Annotated in this window: 20 protein-coding genes; 11 read left to right on the top strand and 9 right to left on the bottom strand. The window is 71.7% G+C overall.

Going from position 1 to position 20,985, the window contains the following annotated elements; translation table 11 throughout:
• Positions 1–6: 6 nt before the first annotated feature.
• From ACIBUY_RS19840 to ACIBUY_RS19810, 7 genes are all read right to left on the bottom strand, one after another.
• Positions 7–867 (bottom strand): carbohydrate ABC transporter permease, encoded by an 861-nt coding sequence (locus ACIBUY_RS19840; protein WP_365575170.1) that lies wholly within the window; start codon positions 865–867, stop codon positions 7–9.
• The gene (locus ACIBUY_RS19835; protein WP_399153213.1) at positions 864–1,817 is read right to left on the bottom strand and encodes a carbohydrate ABC transporter permease; all 954 of its coding nucleotides are present in this window, start codon (positions 1,815–1,817) and stop codon (positions 864–866) included. Before ACIBUY_RS19835 ends, ACIBUY_RS19840 begins: the two co-directional genes overlap by 4 nt.
• Positions 1,814–3,163, bottom strand: a complete 1,350-nt coding sequence (locus ACIBUY_RS19830; RefSeq protein ID WP_365575164.1) for an extracellular solute-binding protein — start codon at positions 3,161–3,163, stop codon at positions 1,814–1,816. Before ACIBUY_RS19830 ends, ACIBUY_RS19835 begins: the two co-directional genes overlap by 4 nt.
• 128 nt (positions 3,164–3,291) lie before the next feature.
• Entirely contained in the window at positions 3,292–4,194 is a 903-nt protein-coding gene (locus ACIBUY_RS19825; RefSeq protein WP_399153212.1) for an SMP-30/gluconolactonase/LRE family protein, read from the bottom strand.
• Positions 4,195–4,196: 2 nt separating this feature from the next.
• Positions 4,197–4,970, bottom strand: a complete 774-nt coding sequence (locus tag ACIBUY_RS19820) for an IclR family transcriptional regulator (RefSeq protein ID WP_365575158.1) — start codon at positions 4,968–4,970, stop codon at positions 4,197–4,199.
• A gap of 149 nt (positions 4,971–5,119) precedes the next feature.
• Positions 5,120–6,349, bottom strand: coding sequence for a PucR family transcriptional regulator (locus tag ACIBUY_RS19815; protein ID WP_399153211.1), 1,230 nt, complete (start codon positions 6,347–6,349; stop codon positions 5,120–5,122).
• A 3-nt stretch (positions 6,350–6,352) separates the two neighbouring features.
• Entirely contained in the window at positions 6,353–6,505 is a 153-nt protein-coding gene (locus tag ACIBUY_RS19810; RefSeq protein WP_365575152.1) for a DUF2613 family protein, read from the bottom strand.
• A 113-nt stretch (positions 6,506–6,618) separates the two neighbouring features.
• Here ACIBUY_RS19810 and ACIBUY_RS19805 point away from each other — a divergent pair, with 113 nt between their 5' ends.
• From ACIBUY_RS19805 to ACIBUY_RS19755, 11 genes are all read left to right on the top strand, one after another.
• A complete protein-coding gene (locus ACIBUY_RS19805; RefSeq protein WP_365575149.1) occupies positions 6,619–7,632 on the top strand; it encodes a DUF3068 domain-containing protein in 1,014 nt (337 codons plus the stop codon).
• 242 nt (positions 7,633–7,874) lie between these two features.
• Positions 7,875–9,035: a glycosyltransferase family 4 protein gene (locus ACIBUY_RS19800; protein ID WP_399153210.1), complete on the top strand. Its 1,161-nt coding sequence runs from the start codon at positions 7,875–7,877 to the stop codon at positions 9,033–9,035.
• A gap of 81 nt (positions 9,036–9,116) precedes the next feature.
• Positions 9,117–9,872 carry a class I SAM-dependent methyltransferase gene (locus ACIBUY_RS19795; RefSeq protein WP_365575144.1) on the top strand — a complete coding sequence of 252 codons (756 nt, stop codon included), beginning with the start codon at positions 9,117–9,119 and terminating at the stop codon, positions 9,870–9,872.
• Entirely contained in the window at positions 9,869–14,035 is a 4,167-nt protein-coding gene (locus tag ACIBUY_RS19790; RefSeq protein WP_399153209.1) for an alpha-(1->3)-arabinofuranosyltransferase family protein, read from the top strand. Before ACIBUY_RS19795 ends, ACIBUY_RS19790 begins: the two co-directional genes overlap by 4 nt.
• A complete protein-coding gene (locus tag ACIBUY_RS19785; protein WP_399153208.1) occupies positions 14,032–15,291 on the top strand; it encodes a condensation protein in 1,260 nt (419 codons plus the stop codon). The genes ACIBUY_RS19790 and ACIBUY_RS19785 overlap by 4 nt, the downstream gene beginning before the upstream one ends.
• Complete coding sequence (locus ACIBUY_RS19780) at positions 15,288–16,022, top strand: class I SAM-dependent methyltransferase (RefSeq protein ID WP_365575135.1); 735 nt, start codon at positions 15,288–15,290, stop codon at positions 16,020–16,022. The genes ACIBUY_RS19785 and ACIBUY_RS19780 overlap by 4 nt, the downstream gene beginning before the upstream one ends.
• 6 nt (positions 16,023–16,028) lie before the next feature.
• Complete coding sequence (locus ACIBUY_RS19775; protein WP_399153207.1) at positions 16,029–16,961, top strand: hypothetical protein; 933 nt, start codon at positions 16,029–16,031, stop codon at positions 16,959–16,961.
• Positions 16,951–17,178, top strand: a complete 228-nt coding sequence (locus tag ACIBUY_RS19770) for a Trm112 family protein (protein WP_365575129.1) — start codon at positions 16,951–16,953, stop codon at positions 17,176–17,178. The genes ACIBUY_RS19775 and ACIBUY_RS19770 overlap by 11 nt, the downstream gene beginning before the upstream one ends.
• Complete coding sequence (locus ACIBUY_RS19765) at positions 17,175–18,005, top strand: FkbM family methyltransferase (protein ID WP_399153206.1); 831 nt, start codon at positions 17,175–17,177, stop codon at positions 18,003–18,005. The genes ACIBUY_RS19770 and ACIBUY_RS19765 overlap by 4 nt, the downstream gene beginning before the upstream one ends.
• Complete coding sequence (locus tag ACIBUY_RS19760) at positions 17,986–18,576, top strand: hypothetical protein (RefSeq protein ID WP_365575124.1); 591 nt, start codon at positions 17,986–17,988, stop codon at positions 18,574–18,576. Before ACIBUY_RS19765 ends, ACIBUY_RS19760 begins: the two co-directional genes overlap by 20 nt.
• A 5-nt stretch (positions 18,577–18,581) precedes the next feature.
• Positions 18,582–19,016 (top strand): VOC family protein, encoded by a 435-nt coding sequence (locus ACIBUY_RS19755; protein ID WP_399153205.1) that lies wholly within the window; start codon positions 18,582–18,584, stop codon positions 19,014–19,016.
• Here the strand turns inward: ACIBUY_RS19755 and ACIBUY_RS19750 are convergent.
• Both ACIBUY_RS19750 and ACIBUY_RS19745 read right to left on the bottom strand, forming a co-directional pair.
• Positions 19,013–19,561 (bottom strand): GNAT family N-acetyltransferase, encoded by a 549-nt coding sequence (locus ACIBUY_RS19750; protein ID WP_399153204.1) that lies wholly within the window; start codon positions 19,559–19,561, stop codon positions 19,013–19,015. The two genes, ACIBUY_RS19755 and ACIBUY_RS19750, sit on opposite strands and share 4 nt — an antisense overlap.
• On the bottom strand, positions 19,558–20,844 hold the full coding sequence (locus ACIBUY_RS19745; protein WP_399153203.1) for an XRE family transcriptional regulator: 1,287 nt from the start codon (positions 20,842–20,844) through the stop codon (positions 19,558–19,560). The genes ACIBUY_RS19750 and ACIBUY_RS19745 overlap by 4 nt, the downstream gene beginning before the upstream one ends.
• Positions 20,845–20,985 lie beyond the last annotated feature (141 nt).

The following is a 20,985-nucleotide window of genomic DNA, read 5'->3' as shown; positions in this document are numbered from 1 at the left end:
GCAGGGTCACTGTCCCGCCAATCCCGTGTGGGCCACGCCCGCCACGATCTGTCGCTGGAAGAAGACGAAGACCACGATCAGGGGCAGGCCCGCCATCAGGCCGCCGGCCATGAGCTGGGCCCACTGGATGCCGTAGGAGTTCATGACGGTCGCGATGCCGTTCGGCATGGTCATCAGGTCGGGGTTGTTGGTGACCATGTACGGCCACAGGAAGTTGTTCCACGAGCTGATGAAGGTGAAGATGCCGACCGCCGCGAGGGAGGGGCGGGAGAGCGGCAGGATGATCGTGAAGAAGACGCGCCAGCGGCCCGCGCCGTCGATGAAGGCGGCCTCCTCCAGTTCGCGCGGGATGCCCTGGAAGAACTTGTAGAGGATGTAGACCATGGCCGCGGGGGCGCACTGGGGCAGGATCATGCCCCAGTAGGTGTCGACCATCCCCATCTGCTGGACCGTGGTGAAGAGGGGGACGCCGAGGACGGCAGGGGAGATCATCAGGCCCGCCATCACCGTGCCCATCAGCACCGACTTGCCCTTGAACTCCGTACGGGCGAAGCCGTATCCGGCAAGGGCGGCGACCGTGAGGACGATGGCCGTCGTCAGGACGGACACCACGAGGGAGTTGACGAACCAGTTGGAGACGTTGCCGGTTTCCCAGAGGGACTTCCAGGCCTGGGCCGTCCAGACCTTCGGCAGCCAGTGCGGCGGGATCTCGGCCGCCTCCGCCTCCGACTTGAGGGACGTGAGGAGGGCTGCGGCTATCGGCGCGAGGAAGACTGCCGAGACGGCCACGCCGAGGACGGTCAGGACGATCTGGCTCGGGGTCCACGGCTTGCGGGACCTGGCGACCCGTAGCTGGGTGGTGGTCATCGGGTGCCCTCCTCACGGTTGCGCAGCAGCACCATCCGGCCGAGCGCGACGGCCGCGATGATCACGAAGAAGATGATGGACATCGCGGAGGCGTAGCCCACGCGGTAGCTGGTGAAGCCCTGTTCCAGGGTGTACTGGACGAAGCTGCGGGTGGAGAGCTCGGGGCCCGGGCCGAAGTCCATCATCACGACCGCCTGGTCGAAGAGTTGGAGCGAGGCGAGGACCTGGAGCGCGATGACCAGGCCCGTGATGTTGCGGAGCATCGGCAGCGTGATGTGGACCATCCGGTGCCAGGCGTTGGCGCCGTCCAGTTTCGCGGCCTCGTAGAGGTGGGCCGGGATGCCCTGCAGTGCGGCCAGGTACAGGAGGAACGAGAAGCCGACCGTCCACCACAGGGTCTCGATGACGAGGGCGAGCATCGCGTACGACTTGTCGGTCAGCCAGGGTGTGGTGAGGCCGAACGTCTCGTTGAAGAGGCCGATTCCCTGCGTGAACAGCCACTGCCACATGTTGGCGGCGACCGTCGACGGCAGCAGGAACGGGACGAAGAAGCAGAGTCGCCACAGCCACTTCCCGCGCTCGATGTGGTGCGCGAGCATCGCGAGGAGGAAGGCCAGGACGGTGATGCAGGGGACGACCAGGAGCGTGAAGTACGCGCTGTGGCCGAGCGCGTCCCACATCGCCGAATCGCCAAGGGCTTCGCGGTAGTTGTCGAGGCCGACGAAGCTCGCGCTCTCCCCGGAGATGTTGGCGTCGGTGAAGCTGAGGTAGATGCCGCGCAGCAGCGGCCAGATCACGAAGAGGCCGAAGAGGAGCAGGAACGGGGCTATGAACCAGCCCCCGTGCTGGAAGCCCTGCTTGCGGCGGACGGTCGCGCTGCCTGTCGCGCTGCCGGTCGCGGTCTTCGCGCGGGCCGGTGCGATGACGGTCTGTGCACTGGTCGTCGTCATGCGACCGCACCTCCCTGCGCGGCAGTCGTGCCGTCCATCGGGTTCTTCGAGGCGAGGAGCTTGACGAGCTCCTTCTTCATGCGTCCGGCGACGGCGGCCGGCTTGGCCGAGCCCATCGTCGAGGAGACGACCATCGGGCCGAGGTCCTGGGCGAGGACGCCGGTGGAGCCCGCGAACCAGACCTTCGGCTCGGTGGCCTGGTGGTCCATGGCGCTCACGTACTCGTTCTGCGGGGTGAGCTTCTTGTACGCGGCCGTGGAGAGGGTCGGCGTGTACGCGGGGATGTGGCCGCCGGCCGCCCACTGGAGGGCGTGGGTGACGACGTAGGCGGCGAGTTCGTGCGCGGCCTCGTTCGTGGCGCCGCCGCGGCCTCCCTGGTGCGGCAGGACGAAGGAGTGCGACTCGGCGTGGGTGGCCTTCTTGCCGAAGACGGGCGGCAGCGGGGTCGCCCCGTAGTCGAGCTTCGCGCCGGAGAAGACGGGGACGGACCAGTTGCCCTCCCACGTGAACGGGGCGCCGTTGATGAACTGCTCCCCCGTGGGCGCGCCCGGGATCACGTATCCGTCGGTGACGTGCTGCCGGAAGAACTCCAGGACCTGTGTGGCCTTGTCCTCGTCGAAGAGGACCTCGGTGTTGGCGTCGTTGAACCACTGGCCGCCGAGCTGGGTGTAGAAGGCGACGAAGAACCACCACTGGAAGTTCTGGTCGTTGGTCCACAGGCCGATCGTCTGCAGGCCCTTCTTCTGGACCGCCTTGGCCTTCTTCAGGACGTCGAACCAGTCGGTGGTGGAGGTGACCTCGACCATCCGGCCGTCGTCGCCGAGCAGGCCCGCCTTCTTCAGGACGTCCTTGCGGTAGAAGCAGAGCTGTACGTGGATGTCGAGCGGCAGGGCGTACAGCTTGCCGTCGATCACGCCGCGGTTCCACAGCGCCGGGTTGTAGTCCTCCTTGCGCACGCCGTACTTGGCGAGCAGCGCCTCGTCCCACGGGTCGAGGAGCCGGCCCGGCGAGAAGCCCGCGACCCGGCCCAGGTGCATCACGCCGAGTTCGGGCGCGCGGTTGCCCGCGGCCGCCATGGCGAGCTTGGTGTAGAAGGGATTGCCCCATTGCAGGGTCGAATCCTTCACGTCGATCCCGGGGTGCTCCTTACGGAAGGAGTCCAGCATCGCGATCATGTTGGCGCCGTCGCCGCCACTGAAGAGGTTCCAGTAGCGCACGCGGGTGTCGGCGCCGGAGGCGAGCGCGTCGGCCCCCGTGCCGAGCGCCGCGAAGGCGGCACTTCCCGCCACGGTCAACCCGCCTGCGGCGGCGAGGAGTTGCCTGCGACTCAGGCCAGGTCGTCCCATGCCCTGCCCTTACTGTTCGATATGCCGAATGGTGCTCGTAACTTCGAACGGGACCGTAGATTCGAAGCGCTTCAACGTCAATGGGCCGCACCGAAAATATTTCGGCGCGGCCCATGGGGCGGGAGTGGCTACCCGAAGGCGGCCTGCGCGAGACCCTGTCCGGCCCCGGGGATCACGAGCAGTGAACCCTCAAGCGGGGAGGGGGAGTTGAGGCCGACGCTCGCCGTCGAGACGTACAGGTCGGTCAGGTCAGGACCCCCGAACGCGCAGGCCGTGGGGCGTCGCACCGGAAGCGGAACAACTCGGTCCAGCTTGCCGGACGGCGTGTAGCGGCGCAGGGCCGCGCCGTCCCACAGGGCCACCCAGACACAGCCGTCGGCGTCGACGGTCAGGCCGTCGGGGTATCCGGCGCCGCTTTCGACCGTCGCCAACTCCCGTCGCCCGCCGACCTGTTCACCCCTCCCGCCGACAGCGTCGACATCGTCGAGAACATCGAGAACGTCGAGAACGTCGAAGACATCGATACGACCCGTCGTCGTGTCCACGTAGTACATGAGCGAGCCGTCGGGGCTCCAGCCGGTGCCGTTCGAGACGGTGACGTCGTCGAGGACCTCGGTCGCCGTGCCGTCGGGGGCGAGGCGGATCAGATTGCCGCCGCCCGGCGTCTCGTCGTACGCCATCGAGCCCGCCCACAGCGCGCCGTCGGGGGCGACCGCCGCGTCGTTGCCGCGGCGGCCGGGGACCGGCTCGCGATGCAGCCAGGCGAAGGCGCCGTCGGGTGCGTAACTGCCCACGCCGTCACGGAGGTTGACCACCAGGCCGCCGTCCTTGCGCGGCTTGGCGGCGCCGACGTGCTGCTCGGTGGCGAGGACCGTGCGGCGGCCGCTCGCCGGGTCGTACGTGTGGACGCGCGAGCCGAGGATGTCGACCCAGATCAGCCGGCCCGCGGCCGGGTCCCAGGTGGGCCCCTCCCCCAGCGTCGCCGATTCCCGGACCGCGACCTCGACGCCCGCCCTCCCGCTCGCCCGCACGCTCACACCGTCCCCCGGTGTCCGAGCCGCTCCGACAGGTCCGCGGCGCCCTTGGCGGCGAGCTGCGCGAGCTCCTCCTCGCGGGCGTCGCTCCAGCGGATCATCGGTACGGAGATGGAGAGCGCGGCGACGACCCGGTTGGTGCGGTCGCGGACCGGGGCGGCGACGCAGGAGACGTCCGGGTTCGACTCGCGGCTCTCCACGGCGATGCCGCGCTGCCGGATGCCGGCCAGGTGCTCGCGCAGCGCGGCCGGGTCGGTGATCGAGTTCTCCGTCATCCGGGTCAGCTCGGCGTCGTCCGGGATGCGCGCGGCCAGCTCGTGGTCGGGCAGGGAGGCGAGGAGCATCTTGCCCACCGAGGTGCAGTGGGCCGGGAGGCGGCGGCCCGCGGCGGACACCATGCGCACGGCGTGCGTGGAGTCGACCTTGGCGATGTAGATGACGCCGGTGCCCTCGAGGATCGCCACGTGGACCGTCTCGTCGCAGGTCTCGGCGACGGTGCGGGCCACCTGCTGGCCCTCGGCCGCGAGATCGAGCTGCTCCGCGTACCGGCTGCCGAGCTGGTAGGGGCGCACGCCGAGGCGGTAGCGGCCCGGCTGTCCCGGTACCTGCACGATGTACGAGCGGGCGGCGAGCGTGGTGACGAGTTCGTGGACCGTGGTGCGCGGCAGCTGTAGCTTGCGGACGATGTCGGGGGCGGACAGCGTGCCGTCCCCGTCCAGGAAGAGCTCCAGTATGTCCAGAGCCCGGGTCACGGCGGGTACGAGGCGTCCCACAGCCGGCCCCCCTCCCATGTTCGAGATTTCAACTGATGGTCGGTATCGCGAACATAGGCTATGCACAGCGGTACTGGCCGGGCAATGGGTTCGCCCTTCACAGCGTGTGGAAAGAGGGTGCGCAGGCTGACAAAGAGGGTGCACAGGCCCTACGCGGGCCCCAGTTCCCCGCGCAAGCGCCGCGCCCTGAGCACCAGTTCCAGCTCGAAGCGGCGGTCCGGGTCGTCGACCTCGTCGCCCCACAGCTCGCGGATCTGCCGCAGCCGGTAGCGGACGGTCTGCGGGTGGACGCCCAGGCGGGCCGCGACCTCGGGGGCGCCGCCGCGGGTCTCCAGCCAGGCGAGCAGGGTCTCGGCGAGGCGGCGGGCGTGCGCGGGCCCGCAGTGGGTGAGGGGTTCGAGGGCGCGGCGGGCGAGGTCGTCGACGAGCTCCTCGGGCTGGAGCAGGACGAGGGCCTGGGTGTGCTCGGTGCAGTGCAGGACTTCGGCGGCGGGCAGCAGTCCGCGCGCCATCAGGGCCACCGCGGACTCGGCCCAGCGCAGCGACTTGGCGGCGTCGGGCGGGGTGACGGGCGGCCCGATCGCGCCGCTCCAGCCGGACAGGGCGCGGCGCAGCAGTTCGGGGCGGCCCGCGGCGTCGGGGTCGGGGACGACGAGCCGGGGCCGTTCCGTCTCCATGTCGAGCAGCACGTCGGGGCCGACGGCGGGGGCGACGGCGTCGCGGGCGGGCCGCAGGAGCACGCCGACGGCGACGCGTTCGGGCACGGGCCAGCCGATGCGGGCGGCGCGCTCGGTGAGGGCCTTGACCGGGTCGGGCGGCGCCAGGGCCCGCTCTTCGAGCAGCAGGCCGATCAACTTCCTTTGCTGGCGCAGGCGTTCACCGGCCTGGCGGGCGGCGGCCTCGGCGTAGCCGCGGACGGACTGGTCGACGAGGCCGTCCAGGTACTCATAACCGGATTCGGCGAGTTCGTACATGGCCGGGGGCGGGATGTGCAGCCGCTGCCCGAGGTCGGCGAGGCGGCGCCAGGCGAGTTTCACGCCGAGCCGGTACATCGCCTGGAGGGAGTCGAGGCTGCGCCCGTGCAGGCTCTGACCGCGGCCGAACTCCTGGAAGACGGAAGGCAGTTGACCGGCGGATGCGGTGTCGGCGGAGGCCTCGGCCAGTTGCCGCACGAAGCCCTCGATGGCGCGCCGGATGCCGACGAGGGCCAGGGGCTCGCCGGACTCGTCGAGGACCAGGGGCAGGTGCGGGAACTCGCGGCGGATCTCGTCGAGGATGTCCTGAGCGAGCCGGGGCGCCTCGTCGAGGGCGACCGCGGCGAACTGCTTGACCTGCAGTCTCGGTACGTCGCACCAGGCGGAGCGGGTGGCTGCGGGCACGGCTCAGCGCCCCTGCCCGGGGGTCTCGTACGTGATCAGCGGCGTGTTCGGCTGGTCCGGTGTCGCGTTGATCAGCGCGAGCACGCCGAAGGCGGCGGCGACGGCGAGCGCCGCGCCGGTGGCCGCCGAGAGCGCGGCGGCAATCAGTCGGTTCATCGCAGGGTCAGCCTCTCGTCCGAGGTCGGTCCCCACCCTGTGTGTCCCGTCAACGCCCCAGTGTCATCAGTGGATTGACACCCCGTCAAGACTGCGTCTACGGTTCCCGGCCCATGACCGGCACTCGTACCGCGAAGATCCCTTACGTATGTGTGGGCCTCGGCACGTTCCTGCTCGTCCTGGCCGGGCTTCTGGCCTGGTACGTGACGCCGCGCGCCGAGCGCACCAGCATCGACGTCGATGTGACCACCGTGTTCACCGGGACCGGGAGCTACTTCGACACCGACAAGGTCAAGACCGTCGACGACCAGCGCCTCACGATCACCCGACAGGTCCGCGGCGACGTCGCGGAGAGCGAGAAGAGCGGGCGTGCCGTGTGGGACGTGACCACGTCCGTGGACACCGACACGTCGCTCCCGGCGAGCGATCCGCACGACGCCCTGCAGTGGACCCTGGAGCGGTGGGTCGTCGACCGGGCGACCAACGCCCCCGTGCACTGCTGCGGCGAGCGGCCGGCGTTCGAGGGCGAGGCCTACCTGAAGTTCCCCTTCCACGTGCAGAAGCGCACGTACACCTGGTGGGACAACACGCTGGGTGCGACCGTCCCGCTCCGCTTCGACGGCACGACGAAGGTGCAGGGCTACGAGGGTTACCGCTTCGTCGGCACCGTCGCGCCCACCAGGACGGGCTCCCGGCAGGTGCCGGGCGCGATCGTCGGGCAGCCGGGGAAGAAGCAGGTCCTCGCCGAGGAGTGGTACGCCAACCACCGCGTCGAGCTGGTCGCCGACCAGCGCACCGGACGGGTCCTGTACGCGGCGATCGGGCCGCGCAAGACGCTGCGCGCGCCGGGTTCGACGAAGACCGCGGCGGTGCTCCTGGACAGCCAGAAGATCGCGTTCACCCCGGCCACGCAACGCGCACAGGTCGCGCTCGCCCGGGACGACAACGACCGCCTCACGCTGCTCGGTACGACGCTGCCCATCGGGGCGGGTGCGCTCGGAGCGCTGCTGGTGGCTGCGGGGATCGTGCTCGTCGTCCGGGGCAGGGGCGGTCGCGAGGAGCCGGACGGGCCCGGGCGACCGGATCCCGATTCGTCCCCGACGACCCTGGAAACGTCCACGATGTGACGGTACGTCAGCTGAGATGGGACCGAAACTTGTCACCCAGGTGAGTAGCCGCATCGAACAGCGCGGCGAAAACTGTCCCACCCCACCTTGTGCACAGAGCAAGCACAGAGCAAGCACAGCCCCGGCACCGTACCCGCCGGTTCGCCTCGGGTACCCGCCGGTTCGCCTCGGCAGACCGCATCCTGCCGAGTCACCACCCCCCCACCCTCATGCACACCGCATCCTGACGAGTTGGAGCACCCATGCCCCAGCACGTGCCTTCGTCGCTGCGTGGAGCGTCCCCGGGCGCCGCGCAGCCCCCGCCGGCGCTCCCCCCACCACCGCGCCGCGTGGTCTTCCTCGCCCATCGCGACCTCGGCAATCCGGCCGCGGGCGGCTCCGAACTGCTGGTCGACCGTCTTGCCGAGGGGCTGACGGGCCTCGGCCACCAGGTGACGCTGCTGTGCGGCGGGCCCGCCGCGTACGGCGCCTTCCGGGACTACCGGGTGGTGTCGGCGGGCGGCCAGGCCGGGCACTACCTGCGCGCCCGCTCGGCGTTCGCCCGGCAGGTCGGCGCCTGTGACCTGCTGGTCGAGGTCTGCAACGGCATGCCGTACCTGGCGCCCCTGTGGCACCACGGGCCGACGCTCTGCCTGGTCAACCACGTCCACACGGACCTGTGGCGGATGCGGCTTCGCGGACCGCTCGCACCCGCGGCCCACATCGGCCGAAGACTCGAACACTGGGCGCTGTCCGGCGTGGCCCAGCGCCGCAATCTGCTCGTCGCCGTCTCGCCGTCGACGGCGAACGCCCTGCACGCCATCGGTGTGGACCCCGGCCGCATCCGCCTCGTCCCGAACGGCGTCGCGGAGCCGGGCCCGCGCGCCGACCGCTCGCCCGAGCCGCTGTTCCTGGCGATGGGCCGGCTCGTCGAGTACAAGCGGATCGATCTGCTGCTGCGCCTGTGGGAGCGGGTGCGGCCGGTGACCGGCGGCCGCCTGGTGATCGTGGGCGACGGTCCCGAAGCGCCTCGCCTCCTTCAACTCGCGGGCCCCGACGTCGAGTTCCGCGGGCACGTCTCCGAGGCCGACAAGCACCGGCTGCTGTGCGAGGCCTGGCTGCTCCTGCACCCGTCGGCGGTCGAGGGCTGGGGCCTGGTCATCACGGAGGCGGCGGCCCGCGGCACCCCCGCGGTCGGCTTCGACGTGCCCGGCGTCCGGGACTCCGTGGAGGACGGGGTCACCGGCCTGCTCGCGCACGGCGAGTCCTCGTTCGCGGCGGCCTGGTGCACGCTCGCCCTGTCCACGCACCGCCGCGAACTGATGGGCAAGGCGGCCGAGGAGCGGGCCGCGGGCTTCCGCTGGGCGCACACGGTACGGCAGTTCAGAGCGGTGGCGGCCGAGGCGGTGAGGGGCTGTGTCTGAGTCCCCGTCGTCCGCCCGGAGGGCGGGCGCAGCGGTGGTCGGTGCGTGGCCTCGGACGCAGCCCCTCAGGAGCTGGGCACCATGACGGCGACCTCCCCTCTCGGGAAGAGTTCCTTCAAAGACCCTTCTCTGAAGCGGTCGTTGACGCTCTTCCTGGCGTTCCTGCGCGAGCAGCGCGACCCCGAGCGGTGCTACGCGCTGCTCGCGCGGGACGCCGCCGACCAGGTGGAGGCGTACGGGAAGGTCGCAGGCAAGGTCGTCGTGGACGTGGGCGGCGGCAGCGGGCACTTCACGCGCGAGTTCCGGGCGCGCGGCGCCCACGGCATCCTCTTCGAGCCGGACGCACGGGAGTTGGGCGACGGGCCGCCGGGCGGGACGGTGGTCGCGGACGGCTATCTGCTGCCGCTGCCCGACGCGTCGGCGGACGTCACGTTCTCCTCGAACGTCCTCGAGCACGTCGCCGACCGCGACACGTTCCTCAGCGAACTGGTCCGGGTCACCCGCCCCGGCGGCCTCATCTACGTCTCGTTCACCAACTGGCTCTCCCCGTGGGGCGGTCACGAGTGGGCGCCCTGGCACTACCTGGGCGCCGCCCGGGCGCAGGCCCGCTACCGGCGGCGTACCGGGAAGGCCCCCAAGCACACCCTCGGCGAGAACCTCTTCGCCCACCACATCGGTCCGACGCTGCGCCATGTCCGCGCCCGTGACGACGTGACGGTCGTGACGGCGCGATCCCGCTACTGGCCGTTCCTCACGGAGGCCGTCGCGCGGGTGCCCGGGGTGCGCGAGTTCGCCACCTGGAACCTCCTCCTCATCCTCAGGCGGTGTCCCCCATGACGACCATGGTCCAGGCCCCTCCCGCCGCGGCCACGAGCCCGGAACCCGACCCCGGGCCGCGCTCGCGCGGCTGGCTGCTGTCCTTCTGGGCCGCGGCGTTCGTCGCGTTCTGCGCGGTGCATCCGGGCCGCATGACCTTCGAGACGAAGCTCGGAGTGGCCCTGGACCCCTGGCAGTTCATCAAGGACCTGGGCCAGTTGTGGCACGACCGGGCCGGGTTCGGCGGCATCGCGGACCAGTACATCGGCTACGCGTTCCCGATGCTGCCGTACTACGGCCTGGCCGATCTGCTGCACGTGCCGGTGTGGCTGGCGGAGCGGCTGTGGCTGTCGATCGTGGTGACGGTGGCGTTCTGGGGCGCGCTGCGCCTGATGGAGCGGCTGCGCGTCGGCACCCCGAGCGGCCGCCTCCTGGGCGCCGTCGCGTACGCCCTGTGGCCGACGTTCACGATCGTCATCGGCTCGACGTCGGCGGCGGCGCTGCCCGGCGCCTTCCTGCCCTGGGTGCTGCTCCCGCTCACCAACCCCCGTACGACACCGCGCATTTCGGCGGTCCGCTCCGCGCTCCTGATTCCCTTCATGGGCGGGGTGAACGCGGCCGCGACGCTCGCCTCGCTCCTTCCCGTGGGCCTCTACCTCCTGTCCCGGCCGCCGTCGCCGCGCAAACGGCAACAGCTCGCCTGGTGGCTGCCCTCGGTGGTCCTGGCAACCCTGTGGTGGACGATCCCGCTGCTGCTCCTGGGCGCGTACGGCGAGAACTTCCTGCCGTACGTGGAGAGTGCCAAGACCACGACGGACACGATGGCGGCGACCGAGACCCTGCGGGGCGCGGGCGACTGGGTGGCCTATCTCCATCTCGGTGACGCCTGGCTGCCGGCCGGCTGGACCGTGGCGACGGCGGCGGTCGTGATCGTCTGCTCCGCGCTCGCGGCCGCGCTCGGCCTCGCGGGCCTCGCCCGCCGTGACGTCCCGGAGCGGCGCTGGCTGGTCCTCACGGTCCTGACGGCGGCGCTCATCACCCTTGCGGGATACGGGGGTTCGATGGGCGCGCCCTTCCACGGCACGGTCCAGGACTGGCTGGACGGCGGCCTCGCGCCCTTCCGCAACGTCTACAAGTTCGAGACGGGCCTGGCGCTCGCCCTGGCCCTCGGCATCGCGCACCTCGTGGGCGTCGCCGCGGAGCCGCGCGGCGCCCGGCCCGTGCGCGGGCGCCGGTACGCGCCCCTGGTGGCGGCCGTGCTGATCCTGCCGGGCCTCGCCTGGCCGTACCTCAACGGCTCGATCCTGCAACCGGGTTCCTTCAAGAAGCTGCCCGCGTACTGGAGCGCCACGGCGGACTGGCTGCACACCTTCTCTCCCGACTCGCGCGCCCTGGTCGTCCCCGCGACCGCCCACGGCATCTACACCTGGGGCTCCCCCATCGACCAGCCCCTCGACGTCCTCGCCGAGTCCCGCTGGGCGCAGCGCGACTACGTCCCGTTCGGCACGGCGGGCAACCGGCGCGCCCTCGACGCCGTCGAGCAGGCCCTGATGTCGGGTGCCGAAGTCCCGGGTCTGCAGGACTACTTGAGCAGGGCCAGCCTGTACTACGTGGTGGTCCGCAACGACCTCGACCCGGACCAGTTCGGCTACGTCCCCACGGCGACCGTCAAGCGCACGCTCTCGGAGTCCGGCTTCCACCGCGTCACCGGCTTCGGCCCGACCGTCACCGGCGGCCGCATCGCCGAGGGCACGCCGGTCCAGGTCGAGGGCCTGTACCCGCGCTCGCGCGCCGTGGAGATCTACGCGCCGGGCACCAAGACCCGGCGCCCCGGCCAGGCGGGCCTGCTGCCCGTCGCCAACACGGCCCAGGTCAGCGGCGGCCCCGAGTCGCTCCTGCCGCTCTCCGCCGACCCCGCGTTCCGCAACCGCCCGGTGGTCCTCACCGGCGACAACCATCCCGGCATCGGAACTCCCGCCCTGAACACAGCAGTTGACGGCCTGCGGCGGGCGGACACCCGGTTCGGTCTGGTCAACACCAACACCTCGTACCCGTACACGCCCAAGCAGCGCAACGACCCCGACGCCGCCGAGAACCCGGGCGACGCACCGAAACAGATCCTCCCCACCCGGGGCGTCGCCCACCAGACGACGGCCCGCATCGAGGGGGCGCGGTCGGTCACCGCGTCGTCCAGCGGCAACTGGCTGCTGTACCTGCCGCAGTTCGACCCGGTGAACGCCTTCGACGGCGACCCGGACACGGCGTGGGCGGAGGGCGCCCCGGACTCGGCGAACGGCGAATGGATCCGCATCGACTTCACCGGCCCCACGACGATCCCGGCCACGATCGACCTGACGCCGCTCCCGCAGGACGCGGTCCGGGCGGCGCCCACCCGCATCCGCATCGACACGGACCAGGGCTCGACGACGGCCGACCTCCAGCCGGACGGCACCCGTCAGCACGTCAAAGCTCCTGCGGGCAAAGCGAGTTGGCTGAAGGTCACCATCCTCGACACCCAGCGCACCCGCCCGTCCCTGACCGGCGCGGGCTTCTCCGACATCTCGATCCCCGGGGTGCGGGCGGAGCGCGGCCTCGAGCTGCCCGCGGACTCCACGCAGGCGGACCAGTTCACGTTCCACCGGGCGACGGGCGACGCGGCCCTCACGCTCACCGACACGGAGCCGAACCTGGACCGCACGTTCACCACGGACACCGACGGCCCCTTCACCTTCAAGGCGACGGCCACGGCCACGCCCACCGCCGCGTACGACAAGCTCCTCTACGCCGTGGCGCCCGAGCAGCAGGACGGCAGGATCACGGCGACGGCGGACTCCACGGCCCGGCTCGGCACCAACACCTCCGCACGCAACCTTACCGACGGTGACCTCACCACGGCGTGGATCGCGGGCGACAGGCCGACGATCCATCTGCGCTGGCCGGAGAAGAAGGCCGTCTCCACCGTCGTACTCCCGGCGGCGGGCGGCCTGTCCACCCGGCCCGAGAAGATCGAGGTCAGCTCCCCGGCCGGAGGGTCGGTCGCCGGGGTCGACGAGAACGGCGTGGCCCACTTCGACGCGATCACCACGGACCGCCTGGACATCACGATCACCGAGACCGCCCCGTTGAAGGTCCACAACCCGATCGCGGACGAGGACCTCCAGCTGCCGGTGGGCCTGACCGAGGCCTACCTCCCGGAGCTCAAGGACGCGTACCGCGTCCACCAGCCCACGTCCGGGCGGACGTTCGAGGTCCCGTGCGGCCAGGGTCCCACGGTCACCATCGACGGCACCCGGCACCGCACGAGGGCCGACGGCACGCTGGCGGACCTGACACAGCGCCGCCCGGTCGCCCTCACCCTCTGCGACAGCCTGACGCTCCCGGCGGGCACGCACCACCTGACGACGGACGGCGACGGAGCCCTCGCCCTCACCACCGTGACGCTCACCCGCGACGGCACCGCCACGGCCGCGCGGCCCGCCGACCGTGACCTCACGATCCGGGACTGGCTCGGCGACCACCGCGAGGTACAGGTGGGCGCGGGCACGGCCACGTATCTGACGACGTACGAGAACGCCAACGACGGCTGGCAGGCCACCCTGGGCGGCAAGAAGCTCACGTCCCTGCGCCTGGACGGCTGGCAGCAGGCCTGGCTGGTCCCCGAGGGCGCGGGCGGCACGATCAAGCTCACGTACGAGCCCGCCACGACGTACAAGGCGGGCCTGATCGCGGGCGGCGTCGCGCTGCTGGCCCTCATCGGGCTCGTCCTGTGGCGCCGCCGCCCACCGGACCCACTGGAGCAGCCGGACCCCGCTCCGGCCCCCGGCCTGCTCCTCGGCACGGTGGCCCTGACCCTGGTGGCCATCGTGATCGCGGGCCCCTGGGCGGCCCTGGTCCCGGCCCTTGCCCTGCTGTCCTGGAAACGCCACGAGTTGCTCGTACCGCTGGCGTTCCTGGCGATGGCGGCGGCGGGGATCGTGGCGGCCACGGGGGCGGGAGGTCCGGTGCGGGACGGGGAGGGAGCGTTCAGCGGTGCGGCCCAAATCCTGGCGCTGGTCGGTCTGTTCGCGGCAGTGGTCACGCTTCCAGCCCCGCCTTCGCACGAGAGGCAGCGGGGTCCGGGGCGGAGCCCCGAGTCCCGAGCACCAGCGCCGCCGAACGCTCCTGACGAGGGGGCACGCACATGACCCGCCTCCCCTTCCCCACCGTCGACGAGATAGCCCGCCACTGCCTCCAGCACGACGAACCCGAGACGGTCCACATCGAGGTGCACCTGACGGGCCGCCTCGACCCGGCCAGGGTCGACGCCGCGTTCACCAAGGCCCTGCACCACCACCCCCGCATCCTGATGCGCGAGGCCCCCCGCCACTGGTACACGCGGCGCTACGAATGGGAGCTGACCCCGGAACCCGACGTCACCCCGGTGGCGTTCCCGCCGCCGGGCCCGAACGCCCTCAAGGAGGCGAGGGCCCGCGCCCTCACCCAGGCCCCACCGCTCACGACCTCCCCACCCGTCCGCCTGGAGGCCGTCCCGCACCCCGACACCGGCCACACCGTCCTCTTCCTCACCATCAACCACACGGCCCTGGACGGCCCGGCCTGCCTGCGCATCCTCGCCACCGCGGCGGAACTGTACGGCGGCCGGGACAACGACCCGCCGCCCCCGCCACCCCAGACGGCGACGCCCGGCGCACCACCGGCCGGGCTGCCCTCGACGTGGAAGCGTCCGGCCCGCGTCGCCCCCGGCACGCCCGAACCCCGTCCGGGCAACGGCCTCCTGGTGTGCGAACTGGCCGTGCCGCGCCGCCCCAAGGGCGCCCCGTACACGGTGAACGACCAGCTCATGGTCGCCACGGCCCGCACCGTCGCCGACTGGAACGACGAGCACGGCACGCACAGCGAGCAACGCCCCCTGCGCATCACGATGCCGGTGGACGACCGCCCCCGGGACGCGACGATGCCCATCGGCAACGGCACCCGGCTGGTCGAAGTCCCCTTCGCACCGCGCGAGTTGCGGCTTCCCACCCCCGCCCTCCTACGCCTGACCGCCACCCGCACCACCGCCCTCAAGTCTCTCGTCCGCCCTCAACTGGGCCACGGGGCAGCCCTGTTGACGACCCCGTACGCCCCGGTCGCCTGGCGCGCGGCCGCCACCCGCGCCCTGCGCACGGCCGCCGCGCCCTGGACCTCGACGACCCTGCTCAGCAACATCGGCCGCATCCCGTACCCCCTGGACTTCGGCGACGGCATCCTCGCCCACGCCGTCTGGTTCTCCGCACCGGCCAGGGTGCCGCGCGGCCTCACCGTCACCACGGCGTCCACGGCGGGCCGTCTGCACCTGGCCCTGCGCTGGTCCCGCACGCTCCTCGGCCACGGCGACGGGGCGCATCTGCGCGACCTGTTCGAGCACCACCTCCACGCGACGCAGGAGGAGGCACCATGACCGAAACCCTGCCCGAGTCCGGGTTGCGGAACTTCTACGAGAACCCCGCCGTCCCGGTGGCGTCCGGCACCCCGCGCACGCTGCGCCAGACCCGCGTGCTGGCTGAAGCGCTCAGGGGGACCCGCCGGGCCGCGATCCTCGACATCGGCTGCGGCGACGGCAGCGCGGCGGCCACCGCGGCCCGCCTGCTGCCCGGCCACCGGCTGATCGGCGTCGACTGGTCACAGGACGCGCTGCGCCGCGCCGCGGACCGCGCCCCCGATGCCGTACAGGTCGTACGAGGTGAACTCACCGGCCACGGCCTTCCGTTCGGGGACGGCACCGCCGACGCGGTCCTCCTCTCCGAGGTGATCGAGCACCTCGTCGACCCGGACGCGGCCCTCGACGAGATCCGCCGCGTCCTTCGCCCCGGAGGCCATCTCATGCTCTCCACCCCGAACCTGGCCGCCTGGTACAACCGCGCCCTGCTCCTGGCCGGCGTGCAGCCCGTCTTCTCGGAGGTGAGCCTGCGCGCGATCCACGGCCGCCCGGGCACGGAGGTGGTCGGCCATCTGCGGCTGTACACGCGGCGCGCCCTGCGGGAGTTCGTCGCGGCCGCGGGCTTCGACGTCGTACGGGTGACGGGGGCGCCCTTCCACGGAGTGCCACGCCCGCTGCGCCCCCTGGACCGGGCCGCGTGCGCGGCACCGTCCCTGGCCTCGATCCTCCTGCTGCACGCCCGAAGGACGTGAGGCGCGATGCCCGCCGTGGCATGGGGAGTCGGCGCGGCCCTGCTCGCGAACACCCTGTACAGCGTCGGCTTCGTCCTGGAGAAGCGGGCCCTGACCCGGCTGCCCGAGGTCAGCGTGCGCCGCCCGGTGCACCTGCTGCGGCAGGTCGTCGCGAGCCCGCTGTGGCTGGCCGGTTCGATCGCTCTGGCGTCCGGCTTCGGCGCCCAACTGGCCGTCTACCGCACGCTGCCGATCGCGGCCGCGCAGGGCATCTTCGTCTCCGGCCTGGTGCTGCTGCTCCTGCTGTCCTCACGGCTCCTCGGCGAACGCACCTCGGGCCGCGAGCGGTACGCCATCGCCGCGATCCTGCTCGCCCTGCTCATGGTGGTGCTGTCCCTGCGCGACACGGGGCAGGACCCGGACACGGTCGGCGGCGGCGCGCCCGCCCCGCTGATCCTCGCCGTGTGCGTGCCGTCGCTCGCGGCGGGCCTGTTCCTGTACGCGGCCGCCGAGCGCAGGTCGCGGCACCGGCACCGGATGCCGACCACGGGCGTCGAGTACGGCGTCGCGGTCGGTCTGCTCTACGGGGTCAGCTCCCTGGCCATCAAGGGAGTCTCCGGTGAACTCCCGGACGTCTGGGGCCTGTTGGCGTCCCCCTACCCCTATCTCCTCCTCTGCACGGGCGCGTGCGGCCTGGTCATGTCGCAGGCGGCGCTGCAGCGCTGCCGCGCCTCGCTGATCGTGCCGGTGTGCACGACGGTGACCTCCCTGTTCACGGCGGTGCTCGGGACGGCGGCGTTCGGCGAGTCCCTGCCGTCCGAGCCACTGCGGCTCGCGCTGCGTGTGACCGGCACGGCGCTCGCGGTGGCCGTCCTGCTCCTCATGCCGAAACACGACGCGCCACCCGATCCACCCCAACTCGCCTCGTCACCTAAGGAGTTGCTCCCGCATGAACCCTGATGACCCGCTGCTGCACATCCTCGCCTGCCCGCTCGACAAGGGCCCGCTGCTGCTCCTGCCGGACGGCGAGGGGCTCTACAACCCGCGTCTGCACCGCCGCTATCCGATCGTCGACGGCATTCCGCAGCTCCTCCCCTCCTCCGGCGAGCAACTCCCGGAGGACGAGCACGAGCAGCTCCTCAAACAGGTGGAGCAGGCGGGCCGGGCACAGCCGTGACCACCCTCGCCGCCCGCCTGGCCCCCTACCTTCCGGCCCGCCTCACCGCGGCCACGGCGCGGGCCCTCTATCCGCGCTTCGAACCCGAACTGGCGCGCCTGGCCGACATGTTGCCCGCGCCGCGCGGCCGCTGCGGCACGGCCGTGGACGTCGGCGGCTGGTACGGGCCCTGGACCCACCGCCTCGCGCCGTACGCCCATCGGGTCGTCGCCCTCGAACCGGTGCCGCACCTGGCGCGTACGCTCGCCGCGTCCGCCCCGTCGAACGTGCGGGTGGTCCGGGCCGCGGCCAGCGACCGGCCGGGCGCGGCGCCCCTGTGGCAGCCGCCGCGCGACGAACGCGGCGAGCGCGGTGTCTCCTCCCTGGTGCGCCGGGACGACCTGCACGCGCCGACCCCGCACCCCGTCTCCTGCGTCACGCTCGACGAACTCGCCCTGCGCGACGTCGACTTCATCAAGATCGACGTGGACGGCGCGGAGCTGGCGGTACTGCGCGGCGCCCGCGAGGTCCTGTCCCGCGACCGCCCGGCCCTGTTCATCGAGCTGGAGACCCGCATCCAGCCGATAGCCCCGGTCGTCGCCCACCTCCGCTCGCTGGGCTACGACGGCTGGGTCCTGCCGGGCTCCACGTGGCTGCCCCTGTCGGCCTTCGACCTGGCGGCCCACCAGGGGGGCACGTCCCACATCGCCTCCCAGGGCCTGCTGCGCCGGGCGCTCACGCCGAGCGGCCGCCGACCGCGCTACGTGAACTCGGTCCTGTTCCTCCCTGATGGCCGCACACCCGGCACGGTAAGCGACCATGGAACACATGCCAGGACCCCCCGCTGAGCCCGCTGACCCGTTCACCCCGCTCGACTTCCAGCTCGTCCTCCTGCGCCGCATGGCCGATCACAACCCGGAGCTGGTCGAGACCGCCCGCGCCGACCTCGGCGTCTCCGTGGCGGACATGCGGGAGGCGAACCGCCGCTGGCAGGCGATGCTGCACTCGCGCCGCCCGGGGACGTCCGTGTCGCGGTACCGCTCGATCCTGGGCGCCCCCGAACAGCGCCTCACCCGCCGGATCGGCGACATGGAGTGCGAGGCGCTGCTCTGGCCGGTCCCCCTCTGGCCCGACCTCCGCTTCGAGGTGCTGCTCTCGCCGCAGGGCGCGGTCTGGAACGAGTGGCTGATCCGCACCCCGGGCACCCCAGGACCGGCCCTGCGCACGGTGGCCGACCTGACCCCCTGGTCCTGCACGGTCGACGAGACGGCCCGCGCCTTCCCTCCGGCCCGCCCCCTGGAGGGCTCGGCCCCCACGCGCTGGGGCCTGGCGTTCACGGCCCCGGACGACCAGGGCCGGCCCCGCTCGGTACGGGCGGAGTTCACGTGGGGCCTGCTGCAGCGGTGGACGGAGGTCTGACGCACATGACGCCGTACGAAGAAGCCCCCGGCCCGACCCACGGCGCCCTGCACCACGTGGAACTCTGGGTCCCCGACCTCACCCGCGCCCGTACGTCCCTGGGCTGGCTGCTCGAGTCCCTCGGCTACACCGTGTCCCAGACCTGGGAGACGGGCCACAGCTGGCGCCTGGGCCCGACCTACGTCGTCGTCGAACAGTCCCCGGCGCTCACCGCCACCCGCCACGACCGCCTCCGCCCCGGCCTCAACCACCTGGCGTTCCACGTCGCGGACGCCGCGACCGTCGAGGAACTGACCGCCGAGTCGCCCCGGCACGGCTGGCACCTGCTGTTCCCCGACCGGCATCCGCACGCCGGTGGGGACCAGCACTACGCGGCCTACCTGGAGAACGTCGACGGGTTCGAGGTCGAACTCGTCGCGATGGACTTCCCTAGCACCTAGGCCAGTTCGCGGGTCATGGACACATAGACAGGGCTGTCGGAGAACGGTTGCTGCTTGCCGATGGCCCGGTACCCCCACGCCTCGTACACGGCCTGCACGGAGCCGCCGCCCGCGGCCGGGTTGACCAGGAGGGTGACGCGCTGCTCGGTACGACGGGCCAGCCACTCCTCGTGCAGTTGCCAGGCCACGCCGCGGCCTCGCCACGGCTTGCGTACGACGATCTCGTTCAGGGCGACGGTGCGCTGTCCGTCTTCGGCGGTGTAACCGTCGGGCAGCGGGGTGATCATCGAGCGCCACCAAGTGCTTTCTGGGCCGAGGGTGATACCGAAGGCGAAGCCGGCCGCCGTGTCGCCGTCCCAGCCGACGGCCGCGGTGAATCCCGGGCGGGAGGCGTACCGCGTGAGCCGTTCGCCGAACCGTTCCACGCTGTTGAACTCGTTGTTCAGGCCGAAGTCGTGATGGCGTACTTCAACGTGGATGTCGAGGATGAGCTGCCGGATCTCCGAGAGGTGCTCGGCGGTGTAGTGCTTGACCTCGACGGTCATGTCTGTGCCCTCCTCGCGTTCGCGTACTGGTCGGCCCAGTCGGTGGCGTGTCGACTGTCCGGGGCGAAGGCCGCCAGCGCGGTGCTGAACTGGTCGAGCAGGCGGCCTGATCGCCCGGTCAGTGAATCACCGCCCGCACTCGGCAGTACAGAGACGGCTGTCGCGCAAGCGTGCTCGATATCGCCCTGCCTGACCTGGGAGAGAGCGAGCTGGGCACTGTAGTAGGTGTGGTTGCGCCGGTATTCGGCGCGCAGCTGGGCGAGAGCGCGGTGGAAGTAGGCCTCGGCTTGCTCGTGTTGGCCCAGCTTGGACATGGTGAGCGCGGACAGCCCGTCCAGTTCTGCACGGTCGTAGAAGCCGATCCACGCCGGGCGTTGGGCGTGCGGGTCCGCTTTGCCGAGGGCGTTGCGGGCTCCCTCCAAGGCACGCTCGGCACCTCGTTGGTCCGGCTTGGAGGCGAGAGCCGCGGCGAGGCGGGCGGAAGCCAGGGACCGGAACAGGGGGTCGCGTCGGCACATGGAAGAGGAACGGCCTGCCTGGGCGGCGGCTACCGCGTCGTGCGGATCGCCCTGCTGAGTGGCAAGGAGCGTGGCGTGGCCGAGTAGGCGGAGCCGAATTTCCTCACTGCCGGACAGGCTGGCCAGGGTCATCGCCCGGTCTAAATACTGCTGCGCACGTTGGGGTTGCCGAGCGTCGATGGCGGCCCACACTGCGGTGCCGGTGAAGGCGGCGGCCAGGTAGTACAGGCGGGCTCGGACGCGCTGGCTGGCGGATCCGACTTGCTGGAGTTCCTTGGTGTGGTGGGCGAACGCGAGAGCCCGCGTCTGAATGTCGAGGGCGGGGCCGTGCTCGTTGTCCGAGACGATGAGCTGAGCGAAGGCATGCTCCAGACGGTTGGCGTCGTTCATTCCGACACGCAGGACGTTGCGGCTGGGGGCAGGTGGCAGAGCCGCCGCGGCCACGAGGCCGATCGCGGATCCGCCGAAGGTGCGTCGCCGCACGGAGTCCTCCGGATGACCTGGTCTCACCGATGGTGCTCGGCGAGGTGGTCGGCTGAACCCGAGCTCCTCGACGGGGCAGCCGAATTCCTCTTCGAGGGCGCGGCGTTGTCTCGCCTGCGGCCACCGGGTTCGGCCGGTGAGGTAGTTGCGGATGTGCCGGTCCGCGAGGGTTCCCAGGCGGCCTGTGAAGTGGCCGATCCGCTCGTTGAGCTTCTCGGCGAGCTCCTGCTGGCCCAGTCCGGCATCCTTCATGCGAGCTGCAAGCAACGCATTCCCCGTCATGGTCAGACGGTAGCGGCGGCCGGGAGGCGCGGGTATCAACAAGGTAAAAATTACCGGTAGTTCACGTCTCTGTCATTCCCCGAATTGCCTGGGCTCCGGCCCTTCACAGGCGTTGTCTGGTAGCGGGCCGTCCGCCCCCAA

It is taken from the genome of Streptomyces sp. NPDC050085 (genome assembly GCF_044460595.1).
GTDB lineage: Bacteria > Actinomycetota > Actinomycetes > Streptomycetales > Streptomycetaceae > Streptomyces.
This window is presented reverse-complemented; position numbering and strand designations above follow the sequence as displayed.

What these genes read in the sequence shown, in the direction of transcription:
- ACIBUY_RS19835 (WP_399153213.1), bottom strand. Translation starts at nt 1,817, where the DNA reads ATGACGACGACCAGTGCACAGACCGTCATCGCACCGGCCCGCGCGAAG.
- ACIBUY_RS19800 (WP_399153210.1), top strand. Translation starts at nt 7,875, where the DNA reads ATGCCCCAGCACGTGCCTTCGTCGCTGCGTGGAGCGTCCCCGGGCGCC.
- ACIBUY_RS19805 (WP_365575149.1), top strand. Translation starts at nt 6,619, where the DNA reads ATGACCGGCACTCGTACCGCGAAGATCCCTTACGTATGTGTGGGCCTC.
- ACIBUY_RS19830 (WP_365575164.1), bottom strand. Translation starts at nt 3,163, where the DNA reads ATGGGACGACCTGGCCTGAGTCGCAGGCAACTCCTCGCCGCCGCAGGC.
- ACIBUY_RS19785 (WP_399153208.1), top strand. Translation starts at nt 14,032, where the DNA reads ATGACCCGCCTCCCCTTCCCCACCGTCGACGAGATAGCCCGCCACTGC.
- ACIBUY_RS19755 (WP_399153205.1), top strand. Translation starts at nt 18,582, where the DNA reads ATGACGCCGTACGAAGAAGCCCCCGGCCCGACCCACGGCGCCCTGCAC.
- ACIBUY_RS19745 (WP_399153203.1), bottom strand. Translation starts at nt 20,844, where the DNA reads ATGACGGGGAATGCGTTGCTTGCAGCTCGCATGAAGGATGCCGGACTG.
- ACIBUY_RS19790 (WP_399153209.1), top strand. Translation starts at nt 9,869, where the DNA reads ATGACGACCATGGTCCAGGCCCCTCCCGCCGCGGCCACGAGCCCGGAA.
- ACIBUY_RS19795 (WP_365575144.1), top strand. Translation starts at nt 9,117, where the DNA reads ATGACGGCGACCTCCCCTCTCGGGAAGAGTTCCTTCAAAGACCCTTCT.
- ACIBUY_RS19840 (WP_365575170.1), bottom strand. Translation starts at nt 867, where the DNA reads ATGACCACCACCCAGCTACGGGTCGCCAGGTCCCGCAAGCCGTGGACC.
- ACIBUY_RS19750 (WP_399153204.1), bottom strand. Translation starts at nt 19,561, where the DNA reads ATGACCGTCGAGGTCAAGCACTACACCGCCGAGCACCTCTCGGAGATC.
- ACIBUY_RS19775 (WP_399153207.1), top strand. Translation starts at nt 16,029, where the DNA reads ATGCCCGCCGTGGCATGGGGAGTCGGCGCGGCCCTGCTCGCGAACACC.
- ACIBUY_RS19760 (WP_365575124.1), top strand. Translation starts at nt 17,986, where the DNA reads ATGCCAGGACCCCCCGCTGAGCCCGCTGACCCGTTCACCCCGCTCGAC.
- ACIBUY_RS19780 (WP_365575135.1), top strand. Translation starts at nt 15,288, where the DNA reads ATGACCGAAACCCTGCCCGAGTCCGGGTTGCGGAACTTCTACGAGAAC.
- ACIBUY_RS19770 (WP_365575129.1), top strand. Translation starts at nt 16,951, where the DNA reads ATGAACCCTGATGACCCGCTGCTGCACATCCTCGCCTGCCCGCTCGAC.
- ACIBUY_RS19810 (WP_365575152.1), bottom strand. Translation starts at nt 6,505, where the DNA reads ATGAACCGACTGATTGCCGCCGCGCTCTCGGCGGCCACCGGCGCGGCG.